The organism is Arcicella sp. GW821-FHT09D11, from assembly GCF_059416265.1.
On sequence record NZ_JBWKOV010000001.1, the window covers coordinates 274,879 to 294,951 of the forward strand.

Sequence of the window (20,073 nt, forward strand, 5' to 3'; positions counted from 1 at the left end):
AAATGATTAATTTAGTAGTATGCTTGCATAATAATTTTTTCCTTCTCATTTTTACAATATTATGCAAAGCATAACAATAAGTAAATATCCAAAACAGAACCCATTCTTTATAAATAATTAACCAATATGAAAGCAGACAAAACTGTAGATTACCACATCAAATCTGGTTGGCACGCCATTAGCAGGATGTACAATTCATTTGCCGCACCATTCGACATGACGATGGCAATTGGTTATGTATTATTGAATATTGATAAAAAGGGAACTCCTGCGACCAAAATCGCTCCTGCTTTGGGTTTAGAACCCCGTAGTTTAACAAGAATGTTAAAATCTTTAGAGGATAAAAAATGGATAAGAAGAGAAACCGACGAAGAAGATCGTAGGGTAGTAAAAGTGTATCTAACCGAAGAAGGAAAAAGAAAAAGAGATAAAGCACGAGAAGGAGTATTAATTTTCAATAATGCTATTTATGAAAAAATAGGGGCTGAAAAATTGGAGATTTTCTTTGAAGTAATGCAAAAAATAAGTGAAGTAGTAGATATCGATACTGCTGGTTATAAAGCTGATAACATTGGCGAAGATGAGTTTATTTAAAGAATTAGAGAGCACAAAAATAATTTTAAATGTTATGCTTGCATAACATTTTTTTTATTGCTTATCTTTACATAAAATAGTATGTAAGCATCATATTTTAGGCTTTTATTCAGAATAAATTTATAAAGACATGACAATCACAGCTAATAAAGCTTCCATCAAAGGGGGTGAGTTTTTAATTAAAGACATTGACGCTTCGCAAATTTTCATTCCTGAAGATTTTACAGAAGAGCAACAAATGATTGCACAGACTTGCTTGGATTTTCTTCGTACAGAAGTGCATCCACGCCTAGATGATATCGATTATGCCAAAAATACTGATTTAATGGTATCACTAATGGACAAAGCTGGTGAGCTTGGTTTATTAGGGACAGCTATTCCTGAAGAGTATGGCGGATTCGGAATGAATTTTAATACTTCGATGTTGGTCGCTGAGGCTTGCGGAGGTGGACATTCATTTTCGGTAGCTTTATCAGCACATACTGGTATTGGTACATTACCTATTTTATACTACGGAACTGAAGAGCAAAAAACTAAATATTTGCCAAGGTTAGCCTCGGGTGAATGGAAAGCGGCTTACTGTTTAACTGAACCAGATGCGGGCTCTGATGCTAATTCAGGGAAAACAAAAGCTGTGTTATCGGAAGATGGAAAACATTATATCATCAATGGGCAAAAAATGTGGATAACCAATGGTGGCTTTGCCGATTTGTTTATCGTTTTTGCCAAAATTGATAATGATAAAGCTTTAACAGCATTTATTGTTGAAAAAGATTTTGGTGGTATTACGATGAATGAGGAAGAACGCAAGATGGGAATAAAAGGCTCATCTACTCGTCAGATTTTCTTCAATGATTGTAAAGTACCTGTTGAAAATCAGCTATATACGCGTGAAGGTGGATTCAAAATTGCTGTAAATATTCTGAATATTGGTCGTATTAAATTGGCTTCTGCGGTGGTGGGTGCGGCTAAGGGTATTATTGGCAAGGCAGTTAATTATGCCAACGAACGTAAACAATTTGGTACTTCTATCAGCAATTTCGGTGCAATAAAATATAAAATTGCCGAAATGAATGTTAAAATATTTGCTTCTGAATCAGCTTGTTATCGTGCTGGACAAAACATTGATGACGCCATTGAGGATTTATTAGCATCGGGTGTAGAGTCGGCTCAGGCAAAACTAAAAGGTGTTGAGCAATTTGCCATAGAATGCGCTATGTTGAAAGTACATGGGTCGGAAGTATTAGACTATGTTGTTGACGAAGGCGTACAAATTTATGGTGGTATGGGCTTTTCGGCAGAAGCACCGATGGACAGAGCTTACAGAGATTCTAGAATTAATAGGATTTTTGAAGGTACTAACGAAATTAACCGCTTGCTTGCTGTAGGAACAGTTGTGAAACGTGCGATGAAAGGCGAAATCAATTTGATGCCTGCTGCAATGGAAGTTGGCAAAGAAATTATGTCAATTCCAGATTTCAGTGTTTCGGATGACGAAGGTATTTTTGTAGCAGAAAAAAAGGTAATCAAAAATCTGAAAAAGGCCATCTTGATGGTGGCTGGTGCTGCCTTACAGAAATTTATGATGAAGTTTGAACACGAACAAGAAATTATCATGAATTTGGCAGATATGATGATTGAGCTTTACATAGCTGAATCAACATTATTAAGGGTTGAAAAGTTGATTGCTGTGCGTGGAGAAGCTGCGTGTGCTTTACAAAAAGATGCCGCTTTAATTTACTTACACACTGCCGTAGAGAAAACAAATAATGCTGGTAAAGCAGCGATTACAAGTTTTGCTGAAGGCGACGAACTTCGTGTGATGTTGATGGGATTGAAACGTTTTACTAAAATAGAACCTATCAATTTAAAAGAAGCACGCAGAAGAGTTGCAGAAGCGGCTATTGAAAAAAACAGTTATGTATTTTAGTATTTTTTGGTTAGAAACAAAAAGGTCGTTCAATATTGAACGACCTTTTTTTATTGAAAAATCAGTATGATTATTTTTTCTTAACCAATTCTCTAACTTTTGCAGCTCTACCTTGTTTTCCGCGTAGATAGAATAATCTAGCACGACGAACTTTACCTCTACGCAATACTTCGATTTTCTCGATGTTTGGTGATAATAAAGGGAAGATTTTCTCTACACCAATACTGTTTGAAATTTTACGTACTGTAAACATTTCACCAGCACCGCTATTACGACGTTGGATTACAGTTCCTTGGAATACCTGAATACGTTCTTTAGCTCCTTCACGGATTTTGATGTAAACATTGATGGTATCACCTGCTGAAAACTCGGGCAATTCTGCACGGCGTGCAGCATTTTCAGCTTCTACGAATTTAATTAACTCGTTCATTTCTTGATTATTTTGCTGTTAAATTCTTAAATAATTTATCCAAAAGACAACCAGCGGTAACTTTAAAGGTCTGATAAACAATTGCTTGCTTCATACAGATTGCCCAGCCACATAATTGCTCTTTAATTGGGGTGCAAAGTTATGAATATTTTTCTAAATTTCAATAATGAAATTCAAAAATTATCCATAAAAAAAGAGTCAGACTTCATTATGATGAAGTCTGACTCTTTTTTGAGTTTAAGGTTTATGAGTTAAAAGTTTAAAGTACAATAATGCAATAGAATTATTTAATATAGCTTTTCATAAGCTTTAAACTAAATGAATACTAAAACTAAACTTTTCAATCCTAAACTTTAAACTCATGAACTCTAAACTACTATAAATATTGATTAGCATTCGCTGCGTTCAAATCTTCAAAAGCTAATTTCAAACGGCTAACAAAAGTTTCCTCACCTTTACGTAACCATACACGTGGATCGTAATATTTCTTGTTTGGTGAATCTTCGCCTTCTGGGTTACCGATTTGTCCTTGTAAATAACCTTCTTTTGCTTTGTAGTATCCTAAGATACCTTCCCATAATGCCCATTGTAAATCTGTATCAATGTTCATTTTGATAGCTCCATAAGAAAGTGCCTCACGGATTTCTTCACGAGATGAACCTGAACCACCGTGGAATACAAAGTTGATTGGTTTCTCAGCAGTTAAACCATATTTTTCTTTCACAAATTCTTGAGAATTATGAAGAATAACTGGAGATAACTTTACGTTTCCTGGCTTGTAAACACCGTGTACGTTTCCGAAAGCAGCAGCAATCGTGAAACGATGAGAAATTTTGCTCAATTCTTCATAAGCATAAGCTACTTCTGAAGGCTGAGTATATAATTTTGAAGAATCTACGTCTGAATTATCAACGCCATCTTCTTCTCCACCTGTTACCCCTAATTCTATTTCAAGCGTCATGCCTAATTTAGCCATTCTCTCAAGGTATGTTTTACAGATTTCGATGTTCTCTTCGATTGGCTCTTCAGAAAGGTCAATCATGTGTGAAGAAAACAATGGCTTACCATGTAGTTCATAAAACTTCTCGCCAGCGTCTAACAAACCGTCTAACCAAGGTAACAATTTCTTAGCACAGTGGTCAGTGTGTAAAATCACTTGAACACCATAAACCTCTGCTAATTGGTGTACATGATGAGCACCTGAAATAGCACCTGCGATAGAAGCCTCTTGTTTACCGTTTGGTAACGATTTACCTGCATAAAACTGAGCTCCACCATTTGAGAACTGGATGATTACTGGTGAATTTACGGCTTTTGCTGCTTCTAAAACGCCATTTACTGTATCTGTTCCTGTAACGTTTACGGCTGGTAAAGCAAACTGGTGCTTTTTAGCGATTTCGAAGAGCTCTTGCACTGCATCTCCATGCAATACGCCTTTTTGAGAAGATAAACTTGACATAGTTTAATTTTTTCTTGTTAAAAACTTATTTCAACTGATTTTTTGGATAAAAGAACCCAAAAATAATTATTTTAATTGGCTTTCTTAGGTTTTACAGAATAATATTCGGCACTGACCCAATAGACCAAATATTATAAAAACTAATCTAATAACATTTAGACAAAGATACAAATTGAATTTTCGATTTTATAGTTTTCTACTAAGTACTTCATTATCAATTATCAAATGTTAAAAAATCTTAATATTTATCATTTTAAAAATACAAAATCAAGTCGGTCGTTCTCACCAAAACATTAATTGCACACATAATATGAAAACTAATTTTTTACTTATTTTTTTCTTCTTACCATTAACTATTGCATTTGCTCAGAAACCTCCTGAGGCAAAAAAACCTTTTCGTTGTCTTACCCTACAAATGACAGGCAAAACACGCAATATTCATTTTCATGAAGGCAGCGATATTATTTTCAAAACGTTTGGCAATAGGAAAAAGCAACACCTCACAATCGTTCAGTTAAGCGATAGCTCATTTTTTTATTTTCCTTATGAAAACCAACATAGTATTTTTGATCTTCAAGAAATAAAATTCAGGAATATTAAAAAAATATACTCACAAGGGCAAAAACAGCTATTTGCCCTAAAGGGTGTGGGTGCATTGGGCGGAGCAGGCGTTTTTTTATTTTCATTTGATGTACTAAACCAACTCAAGAGCCCTCCTATTGTTATTAATCCCGCTATTGTGGCAATTAGTACAGGCTTTATAGGACTTAGTTTTGTCATCAATAAATTTCAACATCCTGTTTACAAAATTTCAAAACGCCATTATTTACGGTTGTATCATATTGAAAATCCAAAATGGCATACTAAAAGTACTTTTTAATGGCTATCGGAAAATCAGGAATCGCAATTTCTGGTTCTTGAATTTCTGGATGCCACAGTTTTTCCCATTCAAAACTATAATAACCTTTATATCCACCCTTTGTTAATACTTTTATCGCTTCTGCAAGGGGCGTTTCGCCCTTACCCAACAGTACGTATTCTTCTTTGCCATTGACCAAATTGGCATCTTTGATATGCGTATGGCGAATATATTGATGCAATTGTTGGTAAACAAAAGTAGGACTTTCTTTGGTGACAGACCACATATTAAAAATATCCCAAATCATCCCAATATTCGGGTGTTCGGATGCTTTCATTATCTTTAATAGTATATCAGCCTGAATAACTTTCCCGTGAGATTCTAACAGAACAGTAACCGACGAGCCTTTGGCATAGTCGCCAAGTTCCAATAATCCCTTGATGATTAAATCTATCGTTTCGTCATCATTTTGGTCTTTGGGTAAATCATTAGGGAATACCCTTATAAAGGGACAATCTAGCTTTGCAGCTAAATCGATAAATCGTTTAGCATCGTCTAATTGTGCCTTGCGTTTGATAGGATTGGCATGGTGTAATTCCGTAGAAGAACCCAAGTCTATAATTTTCAACTTATTATCAGCAACCTTTCTTTTAGTCGCTGCAATATTTACGGCACTAAACTCAGGGCATTTTGTCAAATCCAATTGCTTTTGAATTCCCCTGATTTCAATACCATCATAGGCATTTTCTACGGCATATTTCAAAATGGTATCAAAAGACCAATTAGGACAGCCTAAGGTTGAAAATGATAATAAGGGTTTAGCTTTCTTGAAATCTAAAGAAACTTCAAGCATAGCCAATCCTGCTATAGCGAGTGAATTAATAAGAAAATCCCGACGGGTATTTGTATTCATAAGTTGTGAATTAGTGAGTTGTGAATTAGTGATTGAGTGATTTTTCAAACTATGAAAGAATTTTCTTATCACAATTCACAACTTGTCATCCCCTAATTTCTTGCGTCTTGTATTTTATGTCTAATTTCTTGCTTCTTACGTCTAATCTCTTGCTTTTCACAATTTTTGAGCTTTCATCTGTTTTACCGCATAATCAACTGCCCTAGCAGTCAGTGCCATATACGTAAGTGATGGATTTTGAGTAGCCGTAGAGGTCATACAAGCGCCATCAGTGACAAATACATTTTTACAAGTATGCAACTGATTCCATTTATTGAGCAACGACGTTTTAGGGTCTTTCCCCATCCTTACTCCGCCCATTTCATGATTCTCTGAACCTGGCATTCTGTGGGTTTCATGCAACTGAATATTACTAAAGCCTGCCTTCGTGTACATTTCGGCAAATTGCTCATGAAAATCCTTCATCATTTTGCGGTCGTTTTCATCAAACTTCACTGATATTCTCAATTGTGGAATCCCATATTTATCTTTCAAATGTGGGTCTAACCTCACTGTACTTTCTTCTTTAGGAATGGTTTCGCCCATCATGTGTGAGCCTATTTTCCACGGTCCTAAATCATTCTTCAACAAGGCACTTTTTAGGTTTTCGCCCATTTCATCAAAAGATTGAATAGGACTTCTAGAAGCAGAAAAGCCAGCAGCATAGCCTCTCAGGAAATCAGTTTCTTGTTTGAATACATTTCTGAACCTTGGTATATAGCTTGAATTTGGTCTGCGACCGTCAGTCGTAGCATCTAACATTCCATCATATTCTGCTGAAATTCTGCCTTGATAGGTATGAAAAGCAATGTATTTACCCAACAGTCCGCTATCATTCCCTAAGCCGTTTGGAAAACGCTTTGAAGTGGAGTTCAATAAAATTAGATTAGAATTGATGGCAGAAGCATTCAAGAAAATGATGTTCGCATAATATTCCGTCATTTCTTGGGTAATAGCGTCAATTACTCTCACCCCTTTGGCTTTTCCTTTTTGCTCATCATAAATAATAGAATGTACGACCGAATGCGGACGAAGCGTAAGATTCCCTGTTTTCTCTGCCCAAGGAATAGTGGAAGCATTACTACTAAAATATCCACCAAACGGACATCCTCTTTCGCATAAAGTACGGTTTTGACATTTCCCCCGTCCTTGCTTTACATAAATCGGCTTGCTTTCGGTAATGTGGGCTGCTCTTCCGATAATTACATGCCTGCTGGTCGCATAGTTTTTAGCCACTTGTTGTTTAAAATGTTTTTCAACACATGACATTTCGTGAGGTGCCAAAAATTCGCCATCTGGTAATTCTGGCAATCCATCTTTATTACCAGTAATACCTGCAAATTTTTCAACATAGCTGTACCAAGGGGCAATATCTGCATAGCGAATGGGCCAATCTACGGCAAATCCATCACGAGCAGGCCCTTCAAAATCAAAGTTGCTCCATCGTTGGGTTTGTCTAGCCCATAAAAGCGACCTCCCTCCTACTTGGTAACCTCGCATCCAAGTAAACGGATCATCTTGAATATATTCTTGTTCTGCATCTTTCACCAAAAAATGTAAAGTACTTTCTCCGAAAATATAATGGTCGCGTGGAATTTTATATTCGTCGTGCAGTGCCAATGGTACTTTCCCATGATGTTCAAACTCCCACGGGTTCATCATTGTAGTTGGATAGTCGGTTACATGTTTTACATCTCTCCCTCGTTCTAAAACCAACGTTTTTAAGCCCTTCTCTGTTAATTCTTTTGCAGCCCACCCTCCACTGATTCCAGAGCCAATTACGATGGCATCAAAAGTTTGTTTTTTATTACTATCAATATTAAAGTATGTCATATTTTAAATTACACTTGATGAGTCTATAGCCTAGAAAGCTAAATTTTTAGTTCAATTACTTAAATTAATCAATAGATTTTTTAACTTTATCCTGATTAGTAAATCTAATTCCTCAATGCAACGCTTTATACTGCTTTACCTGTCTATATAATTACTACACACCAACCCTTTTTATTAAGATTTATACCTCCTCTACAGCTTACATTAATCATCATATTTCTTATAAATTCATGAGTTAGAATTCATGTTGGATTATTTCATAACCTGATTGAAATGCAAAAATTTTTACTTGTCAGCATATTTTTTGTTTTATCAACTATTTGCAGTTTTGCACAAACAGACTGTACAAATATTGGTTTTGAGCTTGGTAATATTAGTGGTTGGACTATTACTTCAGGAACCATCACAGATAATGGCGCAAAGACAGAGTATGGTCCTGAACAATCTGGAGGAATTTATAAGATTACCAGTAGTTCAAGTGGTTTTGACCCTAAAATAACAAATGAAAGAATTGCGATGGTAGCACCGGGCAGTAGCTATTCGATTCAACTAGGTAATACGACTGAGACTAACCCAGGAGGGGTATATCATCGATTAAGAACTTCGTTTATGGTTACGCCAGACAATACTTTGTTTCAATATAAGTTTGCGGTTGTGCTTCAAAACGATAATAATAACCATACCGATGCACAAAAACCAGCCTTCAACATCAGTATTACGGATGAAAACGGAGACCCGCTGACTTGTAGTAATTTTAATATCCAACTTTCAAGGTCTGGAACAGCGTCTAATTTTAGTGTACAAAATTATACAAGTGGGGGTAATATTGAGTATCGTAACTGGACAGTTGGGTCTATTAACTTGTTAAATTATATTGGAAAAAGGATTAATATAGAAGTGACGGCTCATGGTTGTACCAAACAACGACATTTTGGCTATGCTTATTTTGATGCACAATGCTTGAAATCCGAGGTCAAACCTGTTTCTGCCTGTCCAGATGCAGATGGTTATATGGTATTGAGTGCTCCTGATGGGTTTGAAAAATATACTTGGAGTAATGGAGCGACAACACCGTCTATTAGAGTGTTGGCGAAATTAGGCGATAAATATTCTGTAAAAATATTGCCACAGTCTAGCTTAGATGCTTCTTGTGAATTGAATTTAGATTACACCATTAAATACCAACACCCCTATAATACTATTAATGCTACCATTTGTGAAGGGGAAAAATATACGCTAGGAACTGATGTTTACGAGACTAGTGGGACCTACATAAAAAATATACAAAGAACCAATGTCTGCGATAGTACCATCACATTGAACCTTACCGTTACTCCTTTAGCACGAAAGAAACAGGATATTGTCATTTGTGCAGGAACAACTTTCAAAGTTGGTACGGAAGTATATAATACGACGGGGACGTATATCACCAAGATTCCGAGGGCTGGTCAGTGTGATAGTATCGTAACGACAAATCTGAAAGTGATTGACTTTGATGTCACGCTACAAAACAAGGATTTTAATATCCTCTCGGGTGATAGAGTATTACTCAAAGCCATTGTATCCACTACGGGGAATTATTCTTATTTATGGCAACCTGCGACTGATTTAAGCTGTGCTAATTGTGCGGAAACGTGGGCTAGCCCCACATCAACCAGACAATATTCTGTCTATGTAAGTAGTTTAGATGGCAAAGCATGCGAAAAAATAAAAGTAGCCAATATTTCTGTAAGGAGTTGCGGACTGGTTTTTCTACCAGATGCCTTTTCTCCTAATAACGATAATAACAATGATACTTTTTATGCTTTTGCTTCTGGCTGTGTAAAGCAAATAAAAACCATGAAAGTGTTTGACAGATGGGGAGAAGTTATTTTCTGGAAAGAAAACATCGCTCCTTCACAAGCTAGTTACGGGTGGGACGGCACGCATAATGGTTTGCCTTCAGACGCAGGCATATACGCCTATGAGGTAGAGGTAGAACTAAACGACGGCACCACTTATAACAGTCAGGGAAGTATTACGCTATTGCGATAATCGTTTATTGTCAAGAATTAGCAAACACCAACTAATCACCACCAACAAGCAATATAATACCGAATTTGATTTTTAAATTAAACCACACCCTCTTATTTTCTAGTCATTTATGCCTATTTTACTAGTTTATTGAGTATTTATAGGCTTTTCCTTCCCTTATAATTAGTAATTAGAAGTAATTAATCCTTACTTTGTTTAACTAATTATTACAAGCGATGCGTGATTTTGTATATCCAATGAGGAAAATCGCGACAATTATCCAAATTTAAAGTATATGAAAAAATTATTCCTTACTGGAATAATTGGGTTGAAACTGTGCTCTTCGTTCGCCCAAGTTATTCCTGAACCTCTTCAATACCATTGTTTTCGAACTACAGAACCCTTAAAAATTGACGGTAAGCTCTCTGAACCAGCATGGCAAAAAGCTAAGTGGACAAGCCTTTTTGTAGATATTGAAGGAGATAAAAAACCGAACCCTTTGCAAACTACCAGAGCTAAACTTTTATGGGATGATACACATCTTTATATAGCTGCTGAACTGGAAGAAAAAAATATCTGGGCGTATCAAAACAAAAAAGACCAGGTTGTATTTTTAGAAAACGACTTTGAAGTTTTTATTGACCCAGACGGAGATGCCCATAACTACTTTGAATTAGAGATAAACGCTATCAACAATACCTTTGATTTGTTTCTGCCAAAGCCCTATAGAAATGGTGGCAATGCCTTAATCAATTGGGATATTAAACAACTTAAAACGGCGGTAAGCATAGACGGAACGATAAACAATGCTACAGATACGGATAAACGTTGGGTAATAGAAATGGCAATTCCATTTGCTTCAATCAGTTTGGATAATCATTTAAACAAACCTGAAGATTTGTCGATTTGGCGAATAAATTTTTCAAGGGTTGAATGGAATCATGAGGTGCAGGCAGGTAAGTACAGTCGCAAGAAAAAGGAAGATGGTCAAGGTGTGCTTCCAGAATACAATTGGGTTTGGTCGCCACAAGGCAAAATTGATATGCACATGCCCGAAAATTGGGGCTACTTAGTGTTTTCTGATAAAAAAGTAGGAACAGAAGATTTTGATTTCCCTATCCCTGACATTGAGAAGGTAAAGCAAATAGCATGGGATATTTATCATAAACAAAAGGAGTACTTTGCTAAAAATCACCAGTATGCCAAAGAATTGTCACTTTTGGCGATAGACCCTACTGTTTTTAAAACTAGCGAATTAACCCATAGCATCGAAATAGAAGCTACTAGTCAAACTTTTGTGATAACGATTATTGACAAAGCCGAAAACAATAAAATATCCCTCAATCAGGACAGCCTCCTCAAGATAAGCAAATTGAAGTCTTTATAATTGTAACAATCTTCAACAAAAAACAAAGCAATGGAAAAACGTACTTTCTTAAAACAAATGGGCTTAGGAGCATTAGCTGTTGGGCAAAGTGCTAATTTACTGCAAGCACGCCCTTTAGTTCCTGAGAAAAAAAGCACTCAACTAAAAAACTGGGTTTGGATAAACCCTGACCATAAGGAAACAGAAGACGTACTTACTGAACGTTATAAAAAATATAAAGCACATGGCATCACAGGTGTTTTCTTTGAAGCCGACGATGAAAAACATTTTACGATTGCCAAAAAGCAAGGATTGACTACGCATCGCTGGATTTGGACCTTGAATAGAGGCGAAGAAAGTCTTTTGAAGGCCCATCCAGAATGGTATGCTATTAACCGAAAAGGGGAATCGTGTGCGACTAATCCTCCTTATGTCAATTATTACAGATGGCTTTGTCCGTCTCGTCCTGAAGTAAGAGACTATTTGGAGAAAGCTGTTAAAACAGAATTAAGCAAGCCTTATGTAGATGGTATTCACTTAGACTATGTACGTTACTGCGATGTGATTTTAGCAGTAAATTTATGGCAAGTATATGGTATCAAACAAAATCAAGAATTGCCAGAATATGATTTTTGTTATTGTGAAGTTTGTCAGGCTAAGTTCAAAGAATTGAAAGGGATTGATATCAAAACGGTAGAGAATCCTGACCAAAATTTATCTTGGCGTAAATTCAGGTATGATAATGTTACTCGTCTGGTAAATCATTTAGCCAAAACAGCAGCAAGTTTCAAAAAGCCTATTACTGCGGCCGTTTTCCCTACGCCAGAAGTAGCCAAAAGAATTGTAAGACAAGACTGGGTAAACTGGAATCTATCTGCCATCTGTCCAATGATTTACCACAAATTTTATAAAGAAGATGTAAGGTGGATAGGCGACGCCGTAGAAGAAGGCGTAAAGGCATTACATGGTAAATTCCCATTATATGCAGGTTTGTACTTACCCGATTTTGATAGTAATGACGAAATCGTACAAGGTATTAAATTAGCGTTGAAAAACGGTGCTGCTGGTATTTCTTTATTTGGCAATGTAAATGATGATGTGTTAAAAGCATTAGTGAAAGGCACAGCTTAAATAGTTGTTTTGTTCACAACGCCATAAAATTTGAATTTATTCTTAGGGAGCGATATAAGTCTCTCCCTAAGAATAAATATTTAACCTAACAGCCCTGCTTTCAGCAAGGGATTGTAAACAAGTATAAGTTCATAATTGTCTTATCCAAAACAATACCCCCCTATTGTCTATTCTCCATAAAAACAGATTTAAGAATATATTACTGACACCCATCAGGTTATTGGAAGTATAATTATTTTTAACGTAATTTGTATTTAAACAATAGCACACTCCATCAAAAAGCTTGATTTCTACCAAGTCACATCAATACTGTTTTTACCCAAAACTTACCATAGAATAAGATTGCTTTAATTTATTATTATATAAATCACTCTATCTGTATAAATTAACAGTATATTTAAATTACAATTAATATTATTAAACCAATTTACCTCCTTGTTTTTTCACTCTTTCTAAGCGATAAGAGGTGACAAAACTGTATTCCTTACGACAAGATATTTTTAATGTTATGACAAACTATTTAAAGAATGAATTAGAACTTCATTTAAAAAATGATGAAGAGCTTTATGATTTTGTTCAAAAAAATGCAAAAAACGGTTTATGGTTTTGGGATTTGGAGGTATCAAATTTCTGTTGGATAAGTTCAGAAATTGAATTGATATTAGGTTATAATGCTATTTTCGAGTATTCTGCTTTTGTCAATCAATTAATAAGTATTTTTATTGGTAATGATTTATTAAATACTACTAAACTAACTGCTACCAATACTCCGCATCCTGAGTATTTATTAAAGTATATTCACCAAAATGGCTCGACAGTAGCCATGAACTGTATTTGTAAGATTTTCTATGATGCTGAAGGAAATCCTCACAGAGTTTTAGGTGCTAATACGCTTGCCCAACATTATGAATTTCCACAGGTAACTTCCGACGCAACCTATAAAGCAATAGGCACATCTATCAACAATAGTAATGTCTTGTTTGTTATTAAAACTGACATTCATGGAAATTATAATTTCATTAATGATAACTACCACCGGTTTTTTGGTACTGATAAAGAATCCTTGCTAGGCACAAACTCTATGATATCTGTTATTAAAGATGATCATGAAGTATGCAGAGAAACCGTCATGAAATGCTTTAGGAATCCACTTACTCCTTTTGAGGTCTTTCTAAGAAAAATAAATAAAAAAGGGGAAATTATTACTAATCAATGGGAATTTACAGCCCTAATTGATGATGAAGGTAAACCTTTTGAGGTGCTGTGTATTGGCTATAATGTTTCTGATCATGTCAAGGTAGAAAATGATTTATCGGTATTGGTGGCAAACATGACAGATTTATTAATTTCTGTCAACAATCGTGGCATTATTACGTACGTTTCACCCAATATTACTAAGCTATACGATTATGAAGTAAATGAAATAGTGGGGAAGTTTTATGCAGATTTTATCCATCAGAAAGATTTAGAAACAGGCATACATGCTATAAGACACGCATTAATTTCGGGAGTGCCATTTAAAAATCTAGAAATTAGGTTAAAAGAAAAGCATGGTTCTTATTACTGGACAAATATCAATTCGAGTGTCAATCCGCTGAACAAGGAAACCATTATGGTACTCAATGATATAACAGCTAGAAAACACGCTGAATTAGAGCTAACCCGAACAAAGGCTCTCTTGCAAGAGACTAATCAGGTAGCTAAAATCGGTGGGTGGGAACTTAATATTAGCACAGGAGCGCTTTATTGGTCTAAAATCACGAAAGAGATTCATGATCTTGATGAATCGTATCAACCTACGGTTGATGGTGGTATTAATTTTTATAAAGATGATAAAAATAGAAAGGTTATAGCCACTGCCGTAGAAAACTGTATCCATTTTGGAACTCCCTATAATGTTGAGCTTGAACTCATTACCGTCACTGGTAGAGAAATTTGGGTGAGAAGCGTAGGTAAACCAGACTTTTCAGATCCAAACAAAAAAAGAATCTATGGTACTTTTCAAGATATTACAGAATCAAAACGAGCGGAGGAACAACTAAAGAAAACAAAAGCTTTATTAGAACAAACCAATAAAATAGCCAGAATTGGGGGCTGGTCATTTGATGTAGCTACTAGGGATATTTATTGGTCTGATGTAATAAAAGAGATTCTTGAAGTAAACCTAGATTTTTACCCCACTTTAGAAACAGGACTTGCTTTTTATAAAGAAGGCTATAGCCGAGAATTAATAGAAAATGCCCTTCAGGACTGTATAGAATATGGAATACCCTTTGAAGTAGAAACTAAAGTAACTACTACTACACAGAAAGAAATTTGGGTGAAGCTAATAGGGAAAGCCGAAATGGAGGACAATCAAATAAAACGGATTTTTGGGACATTTCAAGACATTCACCAGTCTAAAATAGCAGAAGAGAATAACAAGAATATACAGAATTTAGAAATCCTCTTGACCAGAGAAAAGCAATTGAATCAACTAAAATCAAGGTTTATATCTTTAACCTCTCACGAGTTCAGAACGCCGTTATCAGTTATTTTGGGGAGTACAGAACTACTAGATGTTTATATTAGCAAAATAGAAGATACTCAACTAAAAGATAAAACGACTAAACAATTAGATAATATTATTACGCAGGTTAATAGACTAACAGGGATTATAACCGATATATTAAATTTAGAAAAAACGGCAGAAGGCAAAATTATCTTACAAAAACAGCCTTTACTGATTAAAGAGTTTCTGGAGAAAATGGCTCAGGAATTTCAATATCAACCCAATGAACGTCGAAGTTTAGCATTATTTCTTCCGACTGACGAAAAAGAAATAATTTCAGACGAATCTATCTTACGGCACGTCATGAATAATCTTATTGGGAATGCCTTTAAATACTCAAGAGGGATATATCAAAACCCGGAAATTCATTTAACTTATTTCGATAATCATTTTTGTATTAACGTAAAAGATTATGGGATAGGCATTCCACAAACGGAGCAAAAATATTTATTCGAAACCTTTTTTAGGGCTAGTAATGTCATAAAAACCGAAGGAACAGGCTTAGGATTGAATATTGCCAAAGAATTTACGGAAAAACTACAGGGCGAAATCAGTTTTGAAAGCGAAGAAGGAAAAGGGTGTAATTTTACGCTAAAATTTCCTTATAGTATTTGAATATAGGTCATGGTATTTTTTATAAGACGTTACTCTCTTACCCTTAGGGATAAGAGAGTAAAACTACCAATAAATCTAGTATTCCTTCTTTTCAGAAGAATAAGAACTTTTTGACGTTTCTAACTGAAAATCAATTATTTAATTTTTATTTTTTAGTCTTTTAACATACTTTTTCTACACTCTATTGCCCCTACCAACAGCTATCACATAAATGGGCAAAAAGAGCAATTATAATTTCATTTTCGTCATTGTAAATAGCATTCCTTTTAATTAAATTGCCGAGTATAAGCCTCTATTTTTAATATTCGAATAATTTATTGTGTTTTCTTACTTAGTATAAAAACATTTTATCTTATGATAAGATAATCTTTGTCATAAATTTAGCAGTAATATAAGTTTACAAGTATGGCAAATTATTTAAAAAATGAGCTTATAGCACTTATTAAAGCTGATTCAACACTTTTTGACTTTATTCAAGAATTTGCACTTGATGGATTTTGGTTTTGGGATGCCAAAACTCTTAACGATTGTTGGGTAAACCCTAAGCTAGCGTCTATACTTGGTTATCATACAGATACGGAATACAACATCCTACAAAATCAGTGGTTAGATATTTTCAAAGAGAAAGAGCTTTCCTTCCTCTCGTCAAACAATCATGATACTATATATTGTGTTGATGCCATTACTACCTATTATATTCATAAAGATGGTAGTATTATCAACATGGATTGCTCGTTAAAATATATATATGATACGGATGGAAACATTAGTAAAATATTAGGTGCAAACATCATACAGCATGACGTTAGTTCTCCGCAAAAAATAGATGATAATTTTTATACTCCTATAGGCGAATCTATTATAAACAGTGAGTTTTTGTTTGTAGTCAAAACAGACTTATATGGGAATTACACCTATATTAACGATTATTTTCATAAAGTTTTTGGGGTTGATAAAACAGCCATTTTAGGTACAAATAGATTATTATCTATCATCGAAGAAGACCGTGTTGCTTGTCAGGAGACTGTCTTAAAATGCTTTTTGTATCCTTCAAAACCTTTTAAAGTAATTCTTCGAAAAAAAAATAGACAACAAGAAATAATTACGAATCTATGGGAGTTTACAGGGCTGATAAACGATGAAGGAAAAACAATTGAGATACTTTGCGTAGGTCATAATGTCTCTGACCAAGTAAAGACAGAGAACGATTTATCAATTTTGGTTTCTAACATGACCGATTTACTCATTTCAGTAAATCACCTTGGTATCATCACATTTGTATCACCAAACGTTACCACACTATATCAATATACCATTGATGAAATAGTGGGTAAACTGTACTTAGATTTTGTACTAGATGAAGATATTGGGTTAGCACTTGGGGCCGTTAGAAAAACAATTGCTACAGGGGTTGCCTTTATTAATCTTGAATTAAGACTAAAAAGAAAAGATGGTTCATACTATTGGACAAGCATCAACTCTAGTATTCATCCCTTTAATAAAGAAACAATTTTGGTGATTAATGATATTACCGCTAAAGTAGAGTCCTTAAATCAACTTACACAAACTAAAGAATTATTAGAAGAAGTCAGCGAAGTATCAAATATAGGTGGTTGGGAATATTTTCCTGCCAACAAAATCTTGTTCTGGTCGGATACCACTCGTAAAATCTATGACCTACCGCCTGAGTTCTCACCAGATTTAAGGAAAATTCTTGAGTTTTTTAAACCTAAAAGCAAGAAAGCTTTTTTGAATGCTATTAAAAAAGGGATTCAAAAAGGGACTTCGTCTAACTTAGAATTAGAAGTTATAACAGCTAGTCAACAAAATATTTGGCTAAGGTGTATTATTAAAGCTGATTTTATGAATGGCGTTTGTAATAGAGTATATGGTACTTTTCAAGACATAGACGAACTAAAAAAAGCAGAAATTGCGAGAGAGAAATCATCAAATTTACTGCAACATTTAGCTAAACAAGTACCTGGAGTTTTGTTCCAATTTCAACTTTTTGATACTGGACGTTACTTTTTCTCGTATGTTTCTCGACAGCTAGTCAACTCTCAGGAATTAGAGCCTCTCAATCCTGAAGAAAGGACTAAGGCGTTGTTTAAACTTATCCATCCAGATGACTATAAGATGGTTATCCGTGAAATTCAAAAAAATAGCAAAACATTAGCCCTGACTGATATTGAGTTTAGACTAATGTTGCCTTCACAAAAAGAAATATGGTTGAAGGCGATATCAACACCTGAGCGTTTGAATGATAGCGTAATCTGGCATGGCTATATGAGTGACATTACAGATAGGAAAATAGCAGAGGAGGAATTGAAGCAAACCAAAAACTTTTTACAAGAAACAAATCAAGTTGCCCGAATTGGTGGTTGGGAAGCAGATATCAATACCAATGTTGCCTCTTGGTCGCAGATTACAAGAGAGATTCATGAATATAATGACGAATCTCCCACAGTGGATGTTTCAAGTGGCATAAATTTTTATAAAGAAGGTTATAGTAGAGATAAAATCAATAAGGTATTCAATGATTGTATTCTATATGAAACACCATTTGACGTTCAAGTACAGATAATTACGGCCAAAAACCGAGAAATTTGGGTAAGGGTAATAGGTAAAGCCGATTTTAGTATTCCAACTAAAAAAAGAATATATGGTACATTTCAAGATATAAGTGATATTAAGGTAGCTGAGGTACAATTAAAAAGAACGACAGATTTATTGGAAGAAACCAATAGAGTAGCACGTGTGGGTGGATGGTCTATAGATGTGGTTTCTAATACAATTTATTTGTCTAAAGTAATTAAAGAAATTGTTGGGATACCCTATCATCTTCAACCGACTATTGAAGAGAGTTTGTTGTTTTATAAAGAAGGAATTAGTCGGCAGTTTATCACCGACGCTGTTCAAAATTGTATTCAACTAGGAACGCCATTTGAAATTGAAGTACAAATTGTGAATGCTCAACAGGAAATAACTTGGGTAAAAGTTATTGGAAAAGCAGAGCTAGAAGGTGAAAAAGTAAAAAGAGTATATGGTATCTTTCAAGATATTAATCAGTATAAAATAGCGGAACAAAATGCGAAAAATCTTCAGAAATTGGAAGTTTTGTTGACCAAAGAAAAACAATTAAATCTTCTTAAATCAAGGTTTATTTCTTTAACATCGCATGAGTTCCGCACACCTCTTGCAGGTATTTTAGGAAGTGCCGAATTACTAAACTTGCACAGTGAAAAAATTGTGAGTGAGGTATTAAAAAACAAAATGCAAGAACACATTAGCCATATAACCTCGCAAGTGGACAGGCTAACGGGCATTGTAGCAGATGTACTGACGCTGGAAAAAACGGCCGAAGGCAAAATTGTTGTAAAACTTAAACCAGTAGCTATTAAAGCCTTTTTAGAAAAATTAACCAAAGAATTATATATTAATCTTCGTGAGGAAAGAAAGCTAACAATGATTTTACCGGAAGAAGAAAAAGAAATCTTTACTGATGAATCCTTATTGCTTCATATCATGAATAATTTAATCAGTAATGCCTTTAAATATTCACGCGGAATAGATAAAAGTCCTGAGGTTCAGTTACTATACGATAAACAATGTTTTATTATTATTGTTAAAGACTATGGGATGGGTATTCCATTAAAAGACCAAGAACATTTATTTGAAACCTTCTTCAGAGCAACGAATGTAATAAGCACAGAAGGAACGGGGCTTGGACTGAGTATTACCAAAGAATTTACCGAAAAATTAGGTGGAAAAATAGATTTTGAAAGCGAGGAAGGAGTTGGAAGTATATTTACATTAAAGCTTCCATATTAAAATTTGCAAACTCTTTCTTTGAAGAAGACAAAAATTATTGTAAATTAATTAGCCATTTGTTTATAAAAACTTACTTTATAAATCCCACAATGAAAACTAAAATATTATTTGTTGAAGACGACGTTGTTCTTAGGAATAATTATGTTGAGATTTTAGAGTTATTTGATTTTACCGTTATCCCTGCTGAAGATGGTGAAGAAGCAATGGCAATTCTTCAAAATGAAGAGATAGATGTAATTGTTTCTGATATAAGAATGCCCCGCATGAATGGTTTACTATTTTTGAAAAAGGTTCGTTCCGAAGAAAAATGGCTTAATTTACCCTTTATTTTACTATCTGCCCATGCTGAAAATACTGACTATGAAAACGGAATAAAAAGCGGAGCCAACGAGTATTTAACGAAGCCTATCAGAGGGAAAGATTTGGTCAATGCTATTCAAAATGTAATTGCTGAAGTACAATAAATAATATAACTGCTAAAAACCCATCCCAGTAAGATAAAATTAAAG

The 20,073-nt window shown here is 34.8% G+C and carries 13 protein-coding genes; 9 read left to right on the top strand and 4 right to left on the bottom strand.

What is annotated here, in order from left to right; all coding sequences use genetic code 11:
- Nucleotides 1-126: 126 nt before the first annotated feature.
- The gene (locus AC07N0_RS01040) at nt 127-594 is read left to right on the top strand and encodes a MarR family winged helix-turn-helix transcriptional regulator (protein ID WP_492800377.1); all 468 of its coding nucleotides are present in this window, start codon (nt 127-129) and stop codon (nt 592-594) included.
- 130 nt (nt 595-724) lie between these two features.
- Nucleotides 725-2,524, top strand: a complete 1,800-nt coding sequence (locus AC07N0_RS01045) for an acyl-CoA dehydrogenase FadE (protein ID WP_494587788.1) — start codon at nt 725-727, stop codon at nt 2,522-2,524.
- Between the two features lie 70 nt (nt 2,525-2,594).
- On the opposite strand, the gene rplS is transcribed toward AC07N0_RS01045, so the two are convergent.
- Together rplS and fbaA are read right to left on the bottom strand one after the other, a co-directional pair.
- Nucleotides 2,595-2,954, bottom strand: a complete 360-nt coding sequence (rplS, locus tag AC07N0_RS01050; RefSeq protein ID WP_309914035.1) for a 50S ribosomal protein L19 — start codon at nt 2,952-2,954, stop codon at nt 2,595-2,597.
- A 376-nt stretch (nt 2,955-3,330) separates the two neighbouring features.
- Nucleotides 3,331-4,413, bottom strand: coding sequence for a class II fructose-bisphosphate aldolase (gene fbaA, locus AC07N0_RS01055; protein WP_492800379.1), 1,083 nt, complete (start codon nt 4,411-4,413; stop codon nt 3,331-3,333).
- A 310-nt stretch (nt 4,414-4,723) separates the two neighbouring features.
- On the opposite strand from fbaA, the gene AC07N0_RS01060 reads away from it, so the two are divergent.
- On the top strand, nt 4,724-5,293 hold the full coding sequence (locus tag AC07N0_RS01060) for a hypothetical protein (protein ID WP_494587789.1): 570 nt from the start codon (nt 4,724-4,726) through the stop codon (nt 5,291-5,293).
- Here AC07N0_RS01060 and AC07N0_RS01065 read toward each other — a convergent pair.
- Both AC07N0_RS01065 and AC07N0_RS01070 read right to left on the bottom strand, forming a co-directional pair.
- Nucleotides 5,277-6,185, bottom strand: coding sequence for a sugar phosphate isomerase/epimerase family protein (locus AC07N0_RS01065; RefSeq protein ID WP_494587790.1), 909 nt, complete (start codon nt 6,183-6,185; stop codon nt 5,277-5,279). The genes AC07N0_RS01060 and AC07N0_RS01065 overlap by 17 nt on opposite strands.
- Nucleotides 6,186-6,341: 156 nt before the next feature.
- Nucleotides 6,342-8,057 (bottom strand): GMC oxidoreductase, encoded by a 1,716-nt coding sequence (locus tag AC07N0_RS01070; protein ID WP_494587791.1) that lies wholly within the window; start codon nt 8,055-8,057, stop codon nt 6,342-6,344.
- Nucleotides 8,058-8,330: 273 nt separating this feature from the next.
- Here AC07N0_RS01070 and AC07N0_RS01075 point away from each other — a divergent pair, with 273 nt between their 5' ends.
- The 6 genes from AC07N0_RS01075 (at nt 8,331) to AC07N0_RS01100 (ending at nt 20,028) form a co-directional block, all read left to right on the top strand.
- Nucleotides 8,331-10,091, top strand: coding sequence for a T9SS type B sorting domain-containing protein (locus AC07N0_RS01075; protein ID WP_494587792.1), 1,761 nt, complete (start codon nt 8,331-8,333; stop codon nt 10,089-10,091).
- A gap of 274 nt (nt 10,092-10,365) precedes the next feature.
- Nucleotides 10,366-11,457, top strand: a complete 1,092-nt coding sequence (locus tag AC07N0_RS01080) for a carbohydrate-binding family 9-like protein (protein WP_494587793.1) — start codon at nt 10,366-10,368, stop codon at nt 11,455-11,457.
- Between the two features lie 30 nt (nt 11,458-11,487).
- Entirely contained in the window at nt 11,488-12,567 is a 1,080-nt protein-coding gene (locus AC07N0_RS01085) for a family 10 glycosylhydrolase (protein ID WP_492800385.1), read from the top strand.
- A 508-nt stretch (nt 12,568-13,075) separates the two neighbouring features.
- Nucleotides 13,076-15,733 (top strand): sensor histidine kinase, encoded by a 2,658-nt coding sequence (locus AC07N0_RS01090; RefSeq protein WP_492800386.1) that lies wholly within the window; start codon nt 13,076-13,078, stop codon nt 15,731-15,733.
- Between the two features lie 405 nt (nt 15,734-16,138).
- Nucleotides 16,139-19,564 carry a sensor histidine kinase gene (locus AC07N0_RS01095; protein WP_494587794.1) on the top strand — a complete coding sequence of 1,142 codons (3,426 nt, stop codon included), beginning with the start codon at nt 16,139-16,141 and terminating at the stop codon, nt 19,562-19,564.
- 89 nt (nt 19,565-19,653) lie between these two features.
- Nucleotides 19,654-20,028, top strand: coding sequence for a response regulator (locus tag AC07N0_RS01100; protein ID WP_492800388.1), 375 nt, complete (start codon nt 19,654-19,656; stop codon nt 20,026-20,028).
- The last annotated feature ends 45 nt before the right edge of the window (nt 20,029-20,073 follow it).